Raw genomic sequence first — 16422 nt, forward strand, 5'->3', positions numbered from 1 at the left:
GTGCTGCTGTCCGTGTCCGAGGCACATGGCCCCTATTTCACGCAGATCACAGCGGCGTACGGGAGGCTTTCAGCTCACAGGTCGGTGAAGTCGGCGTAGAGACAGGCATGGTCGGAGGCCGCGTGCTGCTCCGCGGTCAGCGTCGGGAACAGGTCCCAGGGATCCTTGGTCCGCGGCCCGTGCCACACGCCCTTGCGGAAGACGCCGCCACCGGTCTGCTTCGCGCGCAGCGCGGGGGAGAGGAGCAGGTAGTCGATCTTGGCGTCCTCGTTGCCGGAACCGTACGTTCCGCGGCGGTGGTTCCAGTCCCAGTTCGCGTGCTCGCTGGCATCCACGAGCCCAGAGACGGACAACAGTGGCTCCAACGATCCGCCGGCGGGGGAGTCGTTGAGATCGCCGGCGACGCAGACGTGCTCGATCCCCTCCTCGAGCAGCCCCCGATAGATCTCCGCGACCCGCTTCGCCTGCCGGCCGCGCCGCTTGGCGCCGAGCGGGTCGCCCTTCTCCGAGTAGCCCTTGGACTTGAAGTGGTTGGCGAGGACCACGATCCGCGCGCCGCTGGGAGCGTCGAGGTGATACTCGCAGCAGTCGCGGGAGAAGATCACGCCCTCATCGTCGCGGTCGAAGATGTGGGTACGCAGCTGCACCAGGCGGTAGCCGTCGCCGACCATCACGCCGACATCGATGCCGCGCTCGTCGTTGCCCTCCACGACCATCACCTGCTCGTACGCCTCGGCGCCGACCTCGGGCAGCAGCGTCTGGGAGAACATGTGCAGCCCCGGCCGGTCGTCGGCCTCGACGACGACCGCGACCTCCGCCCGCAGCTCGGCGAAGACACGCGCGGTGTTCTCGGTCGCGATCTCGTCGACGGCGGTCGTCTTGAGCTCGACGAACCCGACCCAGTCGTTGCGCCCCTTCGCGACCAGCTGCACCGGCCCCGAACGCGGGCGTTTGAGCAGCGAGCCGCGCATCTTCCGCAGCCGCGCGAACTCGCCCTCGTCGCTCTTCAGGAGCCCCAGCTTCTCGAGGTTGTCCAGGATCTCCTGCTCATCGCCCTGATAGCTGGGCTGGGCGAGAAGCGTGGAGACGCGGGCGTGAGCGGTCAGGACCGCTCGCCGAGTCGTGGCATCGGCCTCGTCGGCGTCCATCGCCTTCGGCCGGGCGAAGAGGTTCTCGACGTTGAACGATGCGAGCCGCATCTCCCCAGGTTAGGCCACTCGACCCGTCACCGGGTCGCGATCGGTGAGGCAGTAGATCTGCCCGTACGGCGCGCGCATCACCGTCCACCACTCGAAGACGCCGACGGTGTCGGCGCCGAGCGCCTCGTGACGGCAGGTCTCCGAGGCACGGTTGGCGACCGCGACATCGGGGTGTGCCCCGACCTCACCGTCCTCGTCCTCGAGCCGCTGCAGGAGGATCCGGAGCCCGCCGTGCGGATCGGGGTCGGCGAGACGTACGAACTCGGGGGTCTTGGCCGGCTCGGGAGTCCGCCCGGTGACCGCGGCCCAGAAGGCGACCTCCTGGTCCCAGCGGGAGCGGGGGATGTCAATGCACACCTGATCGAGCACCCGCTCCGGCTCCGAGCGCGCGAAGCGCGGCTGGGACTCCTCACCGACCGTGTGGCAGAAGAGCATGCCGCCGGGGGAGCGCATCACCGGAACCCCGTCGTACGTCCAGGCCGGAGTCGCTCCGTGCGACACCGATCGCTCCACCGCTTCCTCACGGTCGGCGGCATCGAGATCGACGTGGATCCGTGGCTCGCCGTCGTCGAGGGCCTGCATCTTCAGCCAGGAATCGCCCGTCTGCGGTACGAGCGTGACGAACTGCCCGTCCTCGCCTCTCGGCGGCGAGATCGCCCAGCCGGTCGCCGCGGACCAGAATCCGACCGCCTCCTCCCATCGTTCCCGTGGGACGTCGAGGAAGAGGTGGAACCAGGCAGGCGCGCCAGTGGAGCTCATGCCCGCGACCCTACGCGTGCGACAAGGCGGATGTGGTCGAAAACGACGTACGCCGGGGCGCACCGCGACTGCGGCACGCCCCGGCGTAGCGCGGGATCAGCCCTGCTGGGAGATCCCGAACTGGACGTTGCCGGAGGCATCCATCCCGGCGTCGAGGATCTTGTCGTCGAGCTCGGCGGCAGCGCCCTGGTCGAGGAAGACCCGCGCACCCTCCTGCTCGATGACCTGGTCCTCCGCCTCGGCGGTCGGGACGAGAGCGGCGCTCAATGCGCCGTCCGGTTCTGTGTTGGAGGCGAGCCGGAGGCCGGCGCCCTGGGCCTGCTCGGAGATCGAGCGGACGATCGTGGTGGCGTTCTCGGTCAGCTGAAGCATGTCGAGATCTTCCATGGTTGGGTACGGAGTACCCGCTCCACCATTCCTCACAGATCGGCCTCGTTCAAGCCCGGCATGCCGCGCTCAGGCGTCCCAGCCCTCCGGACGGAGCTTCTTCGGGAGCTTCGAGACGACCGTGGCGTACGACTCGTCGACCGCCTCCAGGATCTCCTCGTCAGGGATCGCGCCACCCCAGGCGAGGTCGTTCCAGCCGGAGCGGCCGATGTAGCCGGTGACGGTCACATCGTCGGGATAGCGCAGCAGCCACTCGTCGGCGATCTCCCGGGACGGCCCGCACTTCAGCCCCACTTTCGCGTCGCCGAGGAACGCGAAGATCTTGCCGCGCTCACCCGGCCCGACCTTGATCACCGGGTGCTCGTGATCCCACGGGTTGTCCGGCCAGGCACCGGGCTTGGTGAGGCAGTAGGCCTGCAGCGACGTCACGTCCATGGCGACCATGGTGCCACCGACGGAGGCTGCCCGGGGCCCGCGATTTAGGGCGGGTCAATTGCCGCTTCGCGGGCCTAGAATTGATCGCGAGGACAGTCGTTCTTCCTTTGGCATGGGGCTGAGGAGGTGAAAAACAAATGTCGTCTGAACACATGTCCATTCAGGAACATCCCGACATCGCGGCACTCCGAGACCGGTTCGATCTGACCGGCTCCTCCGCCACCGCTCAGGTGGTCGACGGTGTCACGATGATGGCCGGTCTCTATCTGGCCATATCTCCGTGGGTCGTGGGCTTCAACACCACGGCATCACCACTGATGGTCAGCAACCTGATCATCGGCCTCGCTGTCGCTCTGCTGGCGCTCGGGTTCGCGTCGGCGTTCGGCCGCACACACGGTCTGGCCTGGACCGTCCCGCTCATGGGTGCATGGGCGATCGTCTCGCCGTGGCTCATGAACGGCGTCGACACCACCGCTGGAATGATCGCCTCCAACGTGATCGTCGGAGCCGTCATCATGCTGTGCGGACTCGGTGCGTCCGGGTTCGGCACGTTGTTCAATCCGCGTAGGTAGACCCCGCGGAACCGTCACCGACCGGCCGAGCGAGGAGCGCTCGGCCGGCCGTTCCGGCCGCTGGATCAGCCGATGTCCGCGCCGTAGACCTTCGTGACCGCGATGGTGATGAGCACGCGGCGGTCGGTGACCATCACCTCTCGGTACTCGTCCCAGTCGGGGTGCTCGCCGGCGCCGCGCCGGTAGTAGTCGACGAGCGCGTCGATCTCTGGGCTGTCGATGGAGGCGCCGGGTCCGGTCAGCGTGACCGTGCCCTCGGCCGTCGCCCAGGACCGCCCTCCGGGGCCGTCGACCTCGATCGCCGCGCGCGGGTCGCGGCGGAGGTTCTTGGTCTTCACCAGCCCCTCGCGGGTCGAGATCAGGATCTCGCCGCGCTCGCGGTCGTAGAACTGCCATACCGGCGAGAGCTGCGGCATCCCGTTGGACTTGATCGTGGCCAGGATCCCGTGGCGGGTCGTGGCGAGAAGCTCGTGCGCGTCGAACGTCATGTCGACCCGAACGCATCGCCGTACGACTTCCTTCCCCGAGAACGCATCCGGAATTCGGAGGTGCCCGGCGCGGAGACCGGCTAGGTTGCCGAGGACCCGCACCGAAGGAGACCCCACATGCGTGCATTGATCGGCCGGATTCTCGTGGCGATGGGGCTGGCATCCCTGCTCCTCGTCACACCCGCCAACCCCGTCGCAGCCGCCGAGGACGACATCCTCGACCGCCTGCTCGCCATCGAAGGCGTCAGCCTGATCCAGGAGAAGCCCGTCCAGGGCTACCGCTACTTCGTCCTGAACTTCACCCAGCCGGTCGACCACCGCCGGCCCGACGGTGACACCTTCCAGCAGCGGTTCACCGTGCTGCACAAGGACACCGCCCGCCCGACGGTGTTCCAGACCAGCGGCTACAACGTCTCGACCAACCCGGGCCGCAGCGAGCCGACCCGCATCATCGACGGCAACCAGGTCTCGATGGAATACCGGTTCTTCACCCCGTCGCGGCCTGACCCGGCCGACTGGGACGACCTCGACATCTGGCAGGCCGCGAGCGACCAGCACGCCATCTTCAAGGCGCTGAAGCCGATCTACTCCGCCAACTGGCTCGCCACCGGCGGCTCCAAGGGCGGCATGACCGCGACCTACTTCGAGCGGTTCTATCCCCGTGACATGGACGGCATCGTCGCCTACGTCGCGCCGAACGACGTGGTCAACCGCGAAGACTCCGCCTATGACGAGTTCTTCGCCTCCGTCGGCACCGAGGACTGCCGCGACCGGCTCAACGGCGTCCAGCGCGAGGCGCTCGTCCGCCGCGAGGCGCTCAAGGCGAAGTACGCCGAGCTGGCAGCAGCCGAGGGCTACACCTTCGACACCGTGGGCAGCCTGGACGCTGCGTACGAGATGGTCGTGCTCGACTACGTCTGGGCCTTTTGGCAGTACGCCGGCACCGCCCAGTGCTCGAGCATCCCCGCCGACGCGGCCACCGCCAGCGACCAGGCGATCTGGGACTCGATCGACTACTACTCGGGCTTCAGCTTCTACACCGACCAGGGCCTGAGCCCCTACACGCCCTACTACTACCAGGCCGGCACCGAGCTCGGTGCGCCGACGATCGGCTTCCCGCACATCGAGGACGAGCTGATCCGCTACGGCTACCAGCCGCCGCGCAGCTTCGTCCCGCGCGAGATCGACATGCGGTTCGACCCGTCCGCGATGCGTGACGTCGACTCCTGGGTGCGCAAGCACGCCAACCAGATGCTCTTCGTCTACGGCGAGGCCGACCCGTGGGGCGCCGAACGCTTCCGCCCGGGCATCTTCGCCAACGACTCCTACGTCTTCACGGCGCCGGGGATGAACCACGGTGCCAACGTGGCCGGCCTGGTCGCCGACGAGCGTGAGCTCGCCACCGCCCGGATCCTGGAGTGGGCCGGCGTGGCGCCCGCCGCGGTCGAGGCCGACGCGTCGAAGGCGAAGCCACTGGCCACCTACGACGCCAAGCTCGACAAGCGCAACCTGCGTGAGGAGCGGCGCATGCGGCCGTAGGTGAACAACGGGCCAGTAGGAGTGGTCTGAACGAAATCACCCTTGTCTTCGAGCGCGCTCGAAGACATAGCGTCTGAGGTATGGATCTTGGACTCCACTACTTCACGTTCACCCACCCCGAGTGGGAGACCACGCTCGCCGACAAGCTGACCGAGACGGCCCGGATCGCAGACGAGGGCGGCGTCGACCTGCTCACCGTCATGGACCACTGGTTCCAGATGGAGCAGGCCGGCGGCCCCTTCGAACCGATGCTCGAGGGCTACACCACGCTGGGCTACCTGGCCGGGATCACCGACAACGTACGCCTCAGCCTGCTCGTCACGGGCGTGACCTACCGTCATCCGGGGCTGCTCGCGAAGATCGTCACCACGCTCGACCGGCTCTCCGGCGGCCGCGCGCTGTTGGGCATCGGGGCGGCGTGGTACGAGCGTGAGCACCAGGGGCTCGGCGTGCCGTACCCGTCGACGGCCGAGCGGTTCGAGCGCCTGGAGGAGACCCTGGAGATCTGCCGCCAGATGTGGTCGGAGAACGACGGGGCCTATGAGGGCAAGCACTACCAGCTCGCCGAGACGATCTCGCTCCCGCAGCCGGTCAACGGCACGGTCCCGGTCCTGATCGGCGGTGGAGGCGAGAAGAAGACGCTCCGCCTGGTCGCGAAGTACGGACAGGGCACCAACCTCTTCGGTGGCCCCGGCCCCGAGGCGGTCGAGTCCGTCCGGCACAAGCTCGAGGTGCTGCGCGGCCACTGCGACGACCTCGGCACCGACTACGACGCGATCGAGAAGACGATCCTCTTCCAGGGCCCCTCGGTCGAGGACCCGGACGCCTTCTTGAAGTCGATGGAGGAGTACGCCGCCCTGGGCATCACGCTGGTCGGGCTGATGCCGACACCCTACGTCGACCCGGTGCCGTGGACCACCTCGCTCGTCGACCTGGTGCCGCGGTTGAAGGAGATCTAGGAAGTCGGATTCAGCCTGCGGACGTAGTACACTTGTTCTAACCACGCTGCTAGCCGGACTCGTCGAGTCCGCAGGGCTGCACGAAGGGTGGGCGTCATGACGACGTCACCGACAGTAGAACTCATCACCGCGGTTCGCGTCGATCTTCGGATTCGCCTGGACAACAGTTTCTCGTCAGGGCCGCTCGACGGAGCCTGGTGGCCGCAGTCGCGGGACCTTCAGGCCGAGGCCGCCGATCTCATCGATCACTTTCCCCACCGCGTCGGCCGGATCTCGCGGCTGTTGTTCTCCCGGCCCGACTGGGACTTGGTCGCGGGAGCGCCGAGCGTCCGCAAGATCCGCGCCGCCCGCGGGATCGTGAAGATCGGCTCGTTCCCGTCCGACGACACCCACCTCATCGTGCTGTCGATGGCCACCGGCGACCGGCTGCGCCTGCTGGTGGTGCCTCACGACACCGCCCCCGAGCGCGCCGAGAAGATCATGGCTCAGGCGGCCGACGACCGGAACACCTACCGCCCGGCGCAGCTGCTGGGCCTCGATGGTCCCGACCAGAGCCAGATCGGCCAGCAGATCTGGGACAACGACGGCGGAGCGTCCTAGGCCCGGCGTAGCGTGGCGGCGATGACGCTGCGGGTCTCGGCAGGGTCGATGACGTCGTCGATCTCGAACATCCGCGCGGCGTTGAGCGCGCTGGCCTGCTTGCGGTACTCCTCGGTGAGTGCGGCGACCCGCTGCTCACGCTCGGCCTCGGGCATCTCGGCGAGCTCGGCGGCCATGGAGAGGCGTACCGCACCCTCCAGGCCCATCGGGCCGAGGTGGGCGTCGGGCCAGGCGACGGTGAGCAGCGGGCGATGGGTGCTGCCGCCGAGCATCGCCTGCGCGCCGAGCCCGTAGCCGCGGCGCAGGATCACTCCGACCAGCGGGGTCGACAGCTGTGCGCCTGCGACGACCATCCGGGACGCGTGACGGACCAGGCCGCCGCGTTCGGCCTCCGGGCCGACCATGAACCCCGGAGTGTCGACCAGCGAGACCACCGGGAGGCCCCAGCGCTCGCAGAGTGCGAGGAAGTCTGCGGTCTTGACCGACGCCTCGCTGGTGAGCGCTCCGGCAAGATGGGTCGACTGGTTGGCGATCACGCCGACCGCGATCCCGTCGATCCGCGCCAGCGCGGTCACGAGCTCGGGCGCGAACCCCTCGCGGAGCCAGGTCACCGAGTCGATGTCGGCGAGGGCCTCGACGACCGGACGTACGTCGAAGGCCTCGCGGTCGTTGTGGGGCAGGAGCGTCCGCAGATCGGCCTGGTCGCCGGCCTCGCCGCCGTCGACGGCCGGCTCGAGGTAGGAGAGGATGCTGCGTACCGCCTCGACGGCTGCCGCCTCGTCCTCGACGAGCAGATCGATGACGCCGTTGGCGGTCTGGTCCTTGACCGGTCCGATCTCCTCGGGCGTGAAGCTGCCGAGCCCGCCGCCGGCGATCATCGCCGGCCCGGCCATGCCGAGGTTGGCGTCCGGGGTGGCGATGCGGAGGTCGGCACAGCCGGCCAGGACCGCGTTGCCGGCGAAGCACCGTCCGGAGACGACGGCGATCCGCGGTACGACGCCCTCGAGCTCACCCCAGAGCGCGAACGAGCCGACGTCGAGCGCGGAGACCAGCGGGATGTCCGTGTCACCGGGGCGACCGCCGCCGCCCTCGGTGAAGAAGACCGCCGGCAGCCGCATCCGCCCGATGACCTCGATCAGCCGGTCGGACTTGCGATGCCCGCGCATGCCTTGGGTGCCGGCCATCACCAGGTAGTCGTAGGAGAGCACCGCGCACGGGTTCCCGGCAACGGTCGCGGTCCCGCCGACGATCCCGTCGGCAGGCGTCTCGACGACCAGCTCGGCCAGATCACGGCGGCGTTCCTGGGCCGCGGTGATGAACCTCCCGTACTCGACGAACGAGTCCGGATCGACCAGATCGGCGATGTTCTCCCGAGCCGTACGCCGCCCCTTGGCGTGCCACCGGGCGACCTTGTCGGATCGCGCCGCGTCCGTCGTCAGGAAGCGGCGGGCGTGGAGCTCGGTCAGTCCGGTGGCGGGTGTGTCGTCGGTCACGCGGTCACGATAGGGAATGCCGGATCGGGTGCCTCGAGCACCCCCAGCAGCCGCTGGAGCACGCCGAGGTCGCCGGAGTGCTCGATCCCGTCGAGACTCCGCCTGCCCAACAGGCCGGCGAGCTGGGTACGGGTGAGCGTCAGGGTGAGGCCGGCAGCCGGGTCCGCCGCGCTGTCACGCCGGTGCACGAGCACACCGTTGTGCAGCCGGGCATGCCACCAGCCACCCTCAGCCGTGCCGTCGTGGTCGGTGAGATGCCAGTCGATGCGCAGATCGAGGTCCCACGAACGCGGGCCGTCCACGCGGATCGCCAGGGAGTCCAGCAGCTGCGAGACGGTGAGGGCGGTCAGCAGCCCGCGCCCACCACCGCGGGGCGGCGCTTTCGGGCCGTCGACGAGCTCGCGGGCGCCGGTCAGGTAGATGTTGCGCCAGGTGGCGTTCTCGGCGCCGCGCCCCAGGCGGGTGTAGACCTCGGCCAGCAGCTCCCGCGCAGCACGCTCCGACGGCTCGGCGAAGACCACATGGTTGAGCAGGGTGGCAGCGAACCGCAGGTCGTCGGTCGCTCCGCCGGCGACGAGCGCCGCGGCGTGGTCCACGGAAGCGGCCGCACCACCCAGCAGCCGCACCCAGCGCTCGCCCTCCGCCTTCGGCGGCAGCTCCCACAGGTGGGCCGGGTTGGCGTCGTACCAGCCCAGATAGCGCTGGTAGATGCCCTTCACGTTGTGGCTCAGCGAGCCGTAGTAGCCGCGCGTCGACGGCCGCGCGTCGAGGGCCGGCGGCAGGACCAGCTCCTCGGCGATCTCCTTCGGCGTCAGACCGCGGTTGATGAGGCGTACGGTCTGGTCGTGCAGGTAGGCGTAGACGTCGCGCTGCCCCGCGAGGAACGCCTCGATCCGCTCCGCACCCCAGGTCGGCCAGTGATGGGTCGCGAACGCGACCTCGGAACGCGAGGCGAACAGGTCGATCGCCTCGGTCAGATAGCGCGCCCACAGGCGGGCGTCGCGCACCTCGGCGCCACGCAGCGTGACGATGTTGTGCAGCGTGTGGACGGCGTTCTCGGCCAGGCAGAGCGCTCTGCGTCCGGGGAGGAGGATGTTCATCTCCGCCGGCGCCTCGCTGCCCGGCGTGAGCTGGAACTCCATCTCCACGCCATCGATGACGCGCGTCTCCCCGGTGCGGGTGATCGAGTCGGTCGGCGCGGCCAGCCCGATGGTCCCGGATGCCAGCCGCGGGCCGAGTCCACAGCCCACGTGTCCGTCCGGCGCGACCGGCAGCAGGCTGCCGTACATGAAGCCCGACCGCCGACCCATCGCCGGACCGACGTAGACGTTCTCCGAGACCGCGTGCTCGAGGAACCCTTCCGGTGCCAGGACAGGTACGTCACCGTCGGTTGCTGCGAGCACGGCGCCGATGCCGCCGAAGTGGTCGGCATGGGGATGGGTCAGCACCACCCCGGTCACCGGCCGGTCCCCGCGGTGCTCACGGTAGAGCCCCAGCGCGGCGCTCGCGGTCTCGGCCGTGGTGAGGGTGTCGATGACGATGATCCCGCGATCGCCCTCGACGATCGTGAGGTTGGCGAGGTCGAGGCCGCGGACCTGGTAGATACCGTCGGTGACCTCGAAGAGGCCCTGCAGCGAGGTGAGCCGGCTGTGCTGCCACAGCCCAGCGTGTGCGGTCGCCGGCGCGGGCGAGTCGAGGAAGGCGGTGGCGTCCGCGTCGAACGCGACGGTGCCATCGGCCCTGGTCACGACGCCAGGCTTCAGCGCCGCGACGAACCCACGGCGGGCGTCGGCCTCCTCCTGGTGGAAGTCGGTCATCACGCCCCCAGCGACTTCACCAGATCGCGGATGACGCCGTTGCGCTGGATCTCCGAGGAGCCGGTCAGCACCCGGAACATCCGCAGCCGCCGCCAGATCACCTCGATCTCCGCGCCCCGGATCATGCCGGCCTTGCCGTGCAGCTGCAGCGCTGTGTCCGCGATCTCGAAGGACCGCTCGGCCACGAACAGCTTGCACATGAACGACTCGATGCGCGGTCGCCTGCCGGCATCCAGGTCTGCCAGGGCGTCATAGGTCATCGACCGAGCGGCATAGTAGTCGGTGGCCATGTCGGCGAGCCGGTGCTGGATCGCCTGCTTCTCCAACAGCAGCCCGTCGAAGACGGTGCGGTGCGCGGCGAAGTCGAGCGCCAGCGCGAGCGCGCGGCGGGCGGCACCGAGCGCGGTCGGGCAGTGCAGCAACCGGTTGGCGGTGACCCGGCCGAGCGCGATCCGGAGCCCCTGGCCGACCTCGCCGAGCAGATTCTCCTGCGGCACGAAGCAGTCCTCGAGCACCACGTCGCTCTCGATGTTCTGCCCCGACAGCGGCAGGTCGCCGGGCAGCACCCGGCAGCCGGGGGAGTCGAGGTCGACGAAGAAGGCTGCGTACGACTCCTCCTCGCCGGCCATCCGGGCGACCAGGATCGCGAAGTCGGCGAAGGTGCCACCGGTACTGAACACCTTGCGTCCGCTGATCCGGAAGCCGCCCGAGGTCGGGGTGGCCGTGGTCCGCATCCGGCGTACGTCGGAGCCCGCGTCGTCCTCGGTCATCGAGAAGCAGCAGGCCCGCTCGCCGCGGACGACCGGCATCAGGTACTTCTCGACCTGGTGCTCGGTCGCGTGCTCGAAGATGGCGCCGACCCGCAGCGGTCCGCCCATGTCACCGAGCACGCTGGTGGCGAGCTGGCGACCGGACGCGCCGATCTCCTCCTTGAGCGCGGCGAGCTCGGTGAAGCTCAGCCCTTGCCCACCGAGCGACTCGGGTAGGTGGATGCCGTAGAAGCCGAGCTCGCGGCTGCGCTGCCAGACCGGCTCCAGCATCGAGCGGTCCAACGGCGTCTCCGGGCCCACGCCGAGGTCGCGCTCGTAGTCGGCGAGCTCACCGTCGAGGTAGTCGCGCAGCCGGGCCACCAGCTCGTCGAGTCGCGGGTTGTCGGGGTAGGACGGGGTGAGGGAGAACGTCATCTCAGCCGACCTTCCGCTCGGTGCCGGCCCAGTCGCGCTCGCGCAGCACCCGACGGTCGACCTTGCCGTTGCGGTTGAGGGGGAGTGCGTCGGCGAACTCGATGATCCGGGGCACCTTCACCCCCGATAGGCGCGTGCGGCAGAAGTCGCGCAGCTCCTCCTCGGTCGCTGTGGCGCCGGCGGCGAGCGAGACGTACGCCTTCACCGTCTCGCCCCACTTCTCGCTGGGTACGCCGACGACGCAGGCCTCGCTGACGGCCGGGTGCTCGTAGAGCGCGGCCTCGACCTCGGAGCAGTAGACGTTGTAACCGCCCGAGATGATCATGTCCTTCTTCCGGTCCACGATGAAGACGAACCCGTCCTCGCGGATCCGGCCCAGGTCGCCGGTGTGCACCCAGCCGTCGCGGAAGGTCTCCGCAGTCGCCTCGGGTGCGTGGAAGTACTCCCGGACGCAGTCCGGGCCGCGGGCCACGATCTCGCCGATCTCGCCGGCGGGCAGCGGGTTGTGGTCCTCGTCGACCACGATCACCTCGGTGTCGTAGACCGGGCGGCCGCAGGAGAGCAGCAGCTCCGGGTCGGACTCGATGCCGCGTACGACGTCCTCCGAGCTGAGGAAGGTGATCGCGCTCGTCGTCTCACCCTGGCCGTAGCCCTGGTTGACCACGGGGCCGAATGCCTCGACCGCCTCGCGCAGCCGCGCCGGGCTGACCGGGGCGCCGCCGACGGTGATGCTCTGCAGCGCGGAGAGCTCGCGCTCGCGCAGGGTGGGCGAGGCGAGGACGAGGTTGAGCATGACCGGGACGACGAAGGTGTGCGTTACGCGCTCGCGCTCGAGGGTGTCGAGGTAGGCCTCCGTGTCGAAGACCGGCAGCACGACCACGGCCGCGCCGCGGAAGAAGCAGCCGAGGATGACCATGCCGCTGGCGTGGGTGATCGGTCCGGGGGCGAGGTACACGGCCTCGGCGGAGAGCGAGCCGTAGGGGTTCATCGCCAGCTTGCGCATGTTGGCCAGCCGGTTGCCGACGGTCTGCACCGCAGCCTTAAGCGTCCCGGTGGAGCCGGAGGTGAAGTTGAGGACCGCCGGAGCCTCCTCGTCGACATCGACCGCGACGGGGTCGGTGCTGCCCTCGGCGAGCAGGACGTCGTATGCCATGGTGCCTGTGGCAGGGGCCGTGCCGTTGTCGAGATCGATGACCAGGCAGTCCAGGCCATGAGCGTCGACGATCTTGCGGACCAGCTCGAGGTGGGCGCCACCGGTGAAGACGACCTTCACGGCCGCGTCGAGGAGCACGTGCTCGACCTCGGCGGCGGCGAGCCGGGCGCTGATCGGCACGCGGAGGGCGCCCGCCTTGCAGATTGCCATCTCCGCGACGACGAGCTCGCCCCGGTTGGTGGCGAGGGTGGCGACGGGAGTGCCCGGCGTGCAGCCGCGGGCGATGAGGGCAGCGGCGAGCCGGTTGGTGTCGTCCTCGAGCTGGCGGTAGGTCCATCGGTCGGTGCCGGAGACCAGGGCGGTGGCGTCAGGGGTGAAGGTCGCGGTGCGGGTGAGATAGCTGCCGAGATTCACGGATGCCCTCCTGGTGGTCGGGGTCGCTGCTGTGAGCGCGGTCACCGAGATCATAGACATGATGTCCAGAAACGGTCCAGTCGTTCGGGAAAGTGCTAGAACAGTGCCCATGACCGTGGTTGAGGACCGGCGCAGCCGGCGAACGCGAGGAGCGCTCCGCGATGCGCTCGTCTCCCTGGTGCTCGAGCGTGGCTACGCCGCGGTGACGGTGGAGGACATCGTCGCCGCGGCCGACGTGGGCCGGGCGACCTTCTACACGCACTTCAAGGACAAGGAGGCGCTCTACGACCACGTGGTCTCCTCGGTCCTCCTGGACCTGAAGGAGCGGCTGGCCGAGGTGCTGGCGCCGGAGGATGCCGGATTCACCGGCGAGCCGGTGGCCGAGGTCTTCCGGCATGCGACCGAGCAGCCCGATGCGTACCGGATGATCCTGCGGGGCGAAGGCGACGGCCGCGGCCTGCGGGCCTTCGAGGATGCCTGGAGCGCCACCGCCCATGAGACCTTCATGGCCCGGGTGAAGGCACATGCCGTGCGCCCGCGGGTGGATCTTCAGGTGCTGGCGCGGGCGTGGGTCGGTGAGCAGATGGCGGTGCTGCTGTGGTGGCTGGATGCTCCGGAGCCGCGGCCGGCCACCGACCAGGTCGTCGAGACGCTCGTCGAGCTCTCGCGCCGCGGCCGCTTCTGGGCGACGGGATTCGACCCCGACACACGCTGACTCGCGGCGCCGAATTGGACAGGGTGTCTTGTGTGGCGCGGGTCACTGACCTTAGAGTCGGACGTGATGACCGTTACTAGACGCTCTGTCTAATATCTTGAAGGGCGGATCTCCGTGTCCTACCGCACCCTGCTCACCGAGTACCCAGTCGGAGCGCGCCGTCGCGTGCTGCTGGCTGTCGTCGTGCTCGCCCTGTTCATCTCGGCGTTCGAGGGCCAGCTGGCCCCGGTTCTGCCGTTGCTGCTCGACGACCTCGGGATGTCGCTCAAGACGTACGGCCTCATCACGGCCGCGTCGCTGATCTTCGGAGCCCTCGCCGGCTACCTCGGCGGCGAGCTCGCCGACCGCGTCGGCCGGGTGCGGATCCTGGTCCCGTTCATGTTCCTCTCCGCCGCCGCCTGCCTGTTCATGGCGACTGCGGACTCGGTGGGCCACTTCGCGCTCGCCAGGATCGTGCTCGCGTTCGTCGAGGGCGTCGCCGTCGCCGGCACCCAGCCACTGATCCGCGACTTCACCCCGCGGATGGGCCGGGCGCAGGCGTTCGCGTTCTGGAGCTGGGGTTCGGTCGGTGCGAACTTCTTTGCCGCCGCGGTGGCCTCGGCGACGCTGGGTGTCTTCGGCAACCAGTGGCGCTCGCAGCTGTTCATCATGGCCGGCGCGGCTCTCGTCGGTGCCATCGTGGTCGCCCTCACCCTGCGCGACCTGGCACCCGAGGTTCGCCGCGCCGTACGCCTCACCGAGCACGAGGCCCACACCGTCGAGGTGCCCCCGAGGAGGGCGGGTCTGCTCTTCCTCCTCGCCCGCCGCGCCTTCTGGACGCATGTGCTCGCGATGTCGTTCCTCTACGTCCTGCTCGCCACCATGAACGCCTACGCCCAGACGATGCTCGTCCAGCAGTTCGGCGTCTCGGTCCGTGCCGCCTCGGCGATGACGATGGTCTTCTGGCTGAGCAACCTCGCGTTGAGCCTGGTCTTCGCTCGCCTCTCGGACCGTACGCAACGCCGCAAGTCCTTCATGGTCGGCGGCGGGTTCGCCGCGGCGATCTTCCTCGGTGTCTTCCTGGCGCTCATGGACCAGGGGAGCGGGGCGTCTTCGAGCATGGTGATCGTCCTCTTCGTCGGCATCGGCGTCGCCCTGGCGGCGATCTTCGGACCGTGGATGGCGAGCTTCTCCGAGCACGTCGAGGAGATCCACCCCGACATCCAGGGCCGGGCCTTTGGTCTCAACCACCTGCTCAACCGCACCTTCATCCTGGCAACGGTGCTCTTCGCGCCGCGCGTGGTCGAGGCGACGGGCGGCTGGGAGCGCTGGATGACGATCGCCTGGGTCGCGACGGTCCTGTTCACCATCACCGCGGCACTCGTTCCCGGCGCGACCGGTCGCCACTCCCGGACCGACGCGGACGCCGACGCCGGGGCCGTCACGCAGCCTGCCTCGTGACCCGCGAACGCCGAGGTCGGCTGGACAGCTGGCTCTACAGCTCGACCGATGAGCCCGACGTCAGGTTCACGCTGGCCAACGAACGTACGTTCCTGGCCTGGATCCGCACCTCGCTGGCGTTCCTCGCCGTCGCGGTCGCGGTCGACACTCTCGAGGTGGGCGGCGACACGGCCCTGGCCGTGCTCGCTCCGCTCAGCCTCGCGATCCTCGCTGCCGCGTGCGCGGCGTGGTCCTGGTGGAGCTGGGTGCGCAGCGAGCGGGCGATCCGCCGGCGGGACGCCCTGCCGACCCGCCGAGCACCGCTTCCGCTGGTCTTCGGCGTGCTCGGCTCGGTCGCGCTCGTCTCGATGGCCCTGCTGGTGTGAGCGGGGCCGACGTGAACAGGGCCGGCGTGGGCGACCCCGGGCTGCAGCCCGAGCGGACCGAGCTCGCCTGGCGGCGTACGCATCTGGCTCTGGTCGTCGCCGCGCTCGTGGTGGTCCGCCATCCGCTGACCGGCGACAGCCCGTGGTTGCGGGTCGGCAGTGCGGCGCTGGTGGCCGCACTGGCCGTCTTCCTGCTCATCGGTCGCCGTCGGGTCGGGGTCACGGCAGCGGTCGCGGGCGCGATCGCCGTGACCGAGACGATCGGGATCGTCGGGTGAGGTCCAGGATCGCGACGGCCCGTGTGAACCGGAATGTCGCCCCGTCCTGAGGGTCCCTTGATTTCCCGGCGCAAGCGAGTAAGCATGATTACATGCTTACAACTGAGTTGCGCGGGTGGTTTACCGGACGACTGCCCGATGGTGTGTACGACGAGATCGTCGATGTCGTGGTCGACCGCGAGGAGATCACCGTCGTCGGAAGGATCAAGGAGCCGAAGACAGCCGAGGGCGCTTCGGACGAGGAGAAGGCTGCGGCCTACGAAGGGCGGGCGAGCGAGTTCCGTGAGCGCACCCGTGAGGACCGGATGGCCGTCGCGCGGCAGGCCGAGCGGCGATTCGACCGGAAGGTCTCCTGGGGTGTGGAGGTCGGGGGAGAGCGGCACATGTTCACCACCGTCTCCGCGCCGGTGATGACCCGGCTGCGTCAGCCCGAGCGCGCGGTCCTCGACCTGCTCGTCTCCGGCGGCGTCGCCCGGAGTCGGAGCGACGCGCTCGGCTGGTGCGTGAAGCTCGTCCAGCAGCACTCGAGCGAGTGGCTCGAGGAGCTCCAGCAGTCGCTGGTCAACGTCGAGCGAGTACGCGCCAACGGTCCCGACAAGGGCTGAGACGTGTCATGAAGCGGGTC

The 16422-nt window shown here is 69.3% G+C and carries 18 protein-coding genes; 9 read left to right on the forward strand and 9 right to left on the reverse strand.

Annotated elements, in window-relative coordinates:
• Positions 1-74: 74 nt before the first annotated feature.
• The 4 genes from ACIO3S_RS10630 to ACIO3S_RS10645 form a co-directional block, all read right to left on the reverse strand.
• Positions 75-1199 carry an endonuclease/exonuclease/phosphatase family protein gene (locus tag ACIO3S_RS10630; RefSeq protein WP_400462746.1) on the reverse strand — a complete coding sequence of 375 codons (1125 nt, stop codon included), beginning with the start codon at positions 1197-1199 and terminating at the stop codon, positions 75-77.
• 9 nt (positions 1200-1208) lie between these two features.
• On the reverse strand, positions 1209-1958 hold the full coding sequence (locus ACIO3S_RS10635; protein ID WP_400462749.1) for a VOC family protein: 750 nt from the start codon (positions 1956-1958) through the stop codon (positions 1209-1211).
• Between the two features lie 96 nt (positions 1959-2054).
• Positions 2055-2330 (reverse strand): Fe-S cluster assembly protein HesB, encoded by a 276-nt coding sequence (locus tag ACIO3S_RS10640; RefSeq protein WP_160023611.1) that lies wholly within the window; start codon positions 2328-2330, stop codon positions 2055-2057.
• Between the two features lie 84 nt (positions 2331-2414).
• Positions 2415-2780 carry an MmcQ/YjbR family DNA-binding protein gene (locus ACIO3S_RS10645; protein ID WP_400462752.1) on the reverse strand — a complete coding sequence of 122 codons (366 nt, stop codon included), beginning with the start codon at positions 2778-2780 and terminating at the stop codon, positions 2415-2417.
• Between the two features lie 152 nt (positions 2781-2932).
• Here ACIO3S_RS10645 and ACIO3S_RS10650 point away from each other — a divergent pair, with 152 nt between their 5' ends.
• The gene (locus ACIO3S_RS10650; RefSeq protein WP_350713980.1) at positions 2933-3352 is read left to right on the forward strand and encodes an SPW repeat protein; all 420 of its coding nucleotides are present in this window, start codon (positions 2933-2935) and stop codon (positions 3350-3352) included.
• A gap of 65 nt (positions 3353-3417) precedes the next feature.
• Here the strand turns inward: ACIO3S_RS10650 and ACIO3S_RS10655 are convergent, their stop codons facing one another.
• Positions 3418-3840: a PPOX class F420-dependent oxidoreductase gene (locus ACIO3S_RS10655; RefSeq protein WP_350843459.1), complete on the reverse strand. Its 423-nt coding sequence runs from the start codon at positions 3838-3840 to the stop codon at positions 3418-3420.
• Between the two features lie 117 nt (positions 3841-3957).
• On the opposite strand from ACIO3S_RS10655, the gene ACIO3S_RS10660 reads away from it, so the two are divergent.
• From ACIO3S_RS10660 to ACIO3S_RS10670, 3 genes are all read left to right on the forward strand, one after another.
• On the forward strand, positions 3958-5379 hold the full coding sequence (locus ACIO3S_RS10660) for an aminopeptidase (RefSeq protein WP_400462755.1): 1422 nt from the start codon (positions 3958-3960) through the stop codon (positions 5377-5379).
• An 80-nt stretch (positions 5380-5459) separates the two neighbouring features.
• Entirely contained in the window at positions 5460-6338 is an 879-nt protein-coding gene (locus ACIO3S_RS10665) for an LLM class F420-dependent oxidoreductase (protein WP_400462757.1), read from the forward strand.
• Between the two features lie 96 nt (positions 6339-6434).
• Positions 6435-6938 carry a DUF5994 family protein gene (locus tag ACIO3S_RS10670; RefSeq protein WP_400462760.1) on the forward strand — a complete coding sequence of 168 codons (504 nt, stop codon included), beginning with the start codon at positions 6435-6437 and terminating at the stop codon, positions 6936-6938.
• On the opposite strand, the gene ACIO3S_RS10675 is transcribed toward ACIO3S_RS10670, so the two are convergent.
• The 4 genes from ACIO3S_RS10675 to ACIO3S_RS10690 are packed head-to-tail and all read right to left on the reverse strand — an operon-like array spanning position 6935 to position 12999.
• On the reverse strand, positions 6935-8431 hold the full coding sequence (locus ACIO3S_RS10675; protein WP_400462763.1) for an acyl-CoA carboxylase subunit beta: 1497 nt from the start codon (positions 8429-8431) through the stop codon (positions 6935-6937). The genes ACIO3S_RS10670 and ACIO3S_RS10675 overlap by 4 nt on opposite strands.
• Positions 8428-10248, reverse strand: coding sequence for an alkyl/aryl-sulfatase (locus ACIO3S_RS10680; RefSeq protein WP_400462766.1), 1821 nt, complete (start codon positions 10246-10248; stop codon positions 8428-8430). The genes ACIO3S_RS10675 and ACIO3S_RS10680 overlap by 4 nt, the downstream gene beginning before the upstream one ends.
• Complete coding sequence (locus tag ACIO3S_RS10685) at positions 10248-11432, reverse strand: acyl-CoA dehydrogenase family protein (protein ID WP_400462768.1); 1185 nt, start codon at positions 11430-11432, stop codon at positions 10248-10250. Before ACIO3S_RS10685 ends, ACIO3S_RS10680 begins: the two co-directional genes overlap by 1 nt.
• Position 11433: 1 nt before the next feature.
• Positions 11434-12999, reverse strand: a complete 1566-nt coding sequence (locus tag ACIO3S_RS10690; RefSeq protein ID WP_400462771.1) for a class I adenylate-forming enzyme family protein — start codon at positions 12997-12999, stop codon at positions 11434-11436.
• A 109-nt stretch (positions 13000-13108) separates the two neighbouring features.
• On the opposite strand from ACIO3S_RS10690, the gene ACIO3S_RS10695 reads away from it, so the two are divergent.
• The 5 genes from ACIO3S_RS10695 (at position 13109) to ACIO3S_RS10715 (ending at position 16402) form a co-directional block, all read left to right on the forward strand.
• Complete coding sequence (locus tag ACIO3S_RS10695; RefSeq protein ID WP_400462774.1) at positions 13109-13714, forward strand: TetR/AcrR family transcriptional regulator; 606 nt, start codon at positions 13109-13111, stop codon at positions 13712-13714.
• A 114-nt stretch (positions 13715-13828) separates the two neighbouring features.
• Positions 13829-15154, forward strand: coding sequence for an MFS transporter (locus ACIO3S_RS10700; protein WP_400462777.1), 1326 nt, complete (start codon positions 13829-13831; stop codon positions 15152-15154).
• Positions 15151-15519 carry a YidH family protein gene (locus ACIO3S_RS10705; protein WP_400462780.1) on the forward strand — a complete coding sequence of 123 codons (369 nt, stop codon included), beginning with the start codon at positions 15151-15153 and terminating at the stop codon, positions 15517-15519. The genes ACIO3S_RS10700 and ACIO3S_RS10705 overlap by 4 nt, the downstream gene beginning before the upstream one ends.
• 11 nt (positions 15520-15530) lie before the next feature.
• Positions 15531-15797 carry a DUF202 domain-containing protein gene (locus ACIO3S_RS10710; RefSeq protein WP_400462783.1) on the forward strand — a complete coding sequence of 89 codons (267 nt, stop codon included), beginning with the start codon at positions 15531-15533 and terminating at the stop codon, positions 15795-15797.
• Positions 15798-15889: 92 nt separating this feature from the next.
• Positions 15890-16402: a hypothetical protein gene (locus ACIO3S_RS10715; protein WP_160023580.1), complete on the forward strand. Its 513-nt coding sequence runs from the start codon at positions 15890-15892 to the stop codon at positions 16400-16402.
• Positions 16403-16422: the final 20 nt, after the last annotated feature.

The sequence above is a fragment of the Nocardioides sp. NPDC087217 genome (assembly GCF_044744805.1).
Classification (GTDB): domain Bacteria; phylum Actinomycetota; class Actinomycetes; order Propionibacteriales; family Nocardioidaceae; genus Nocardioides.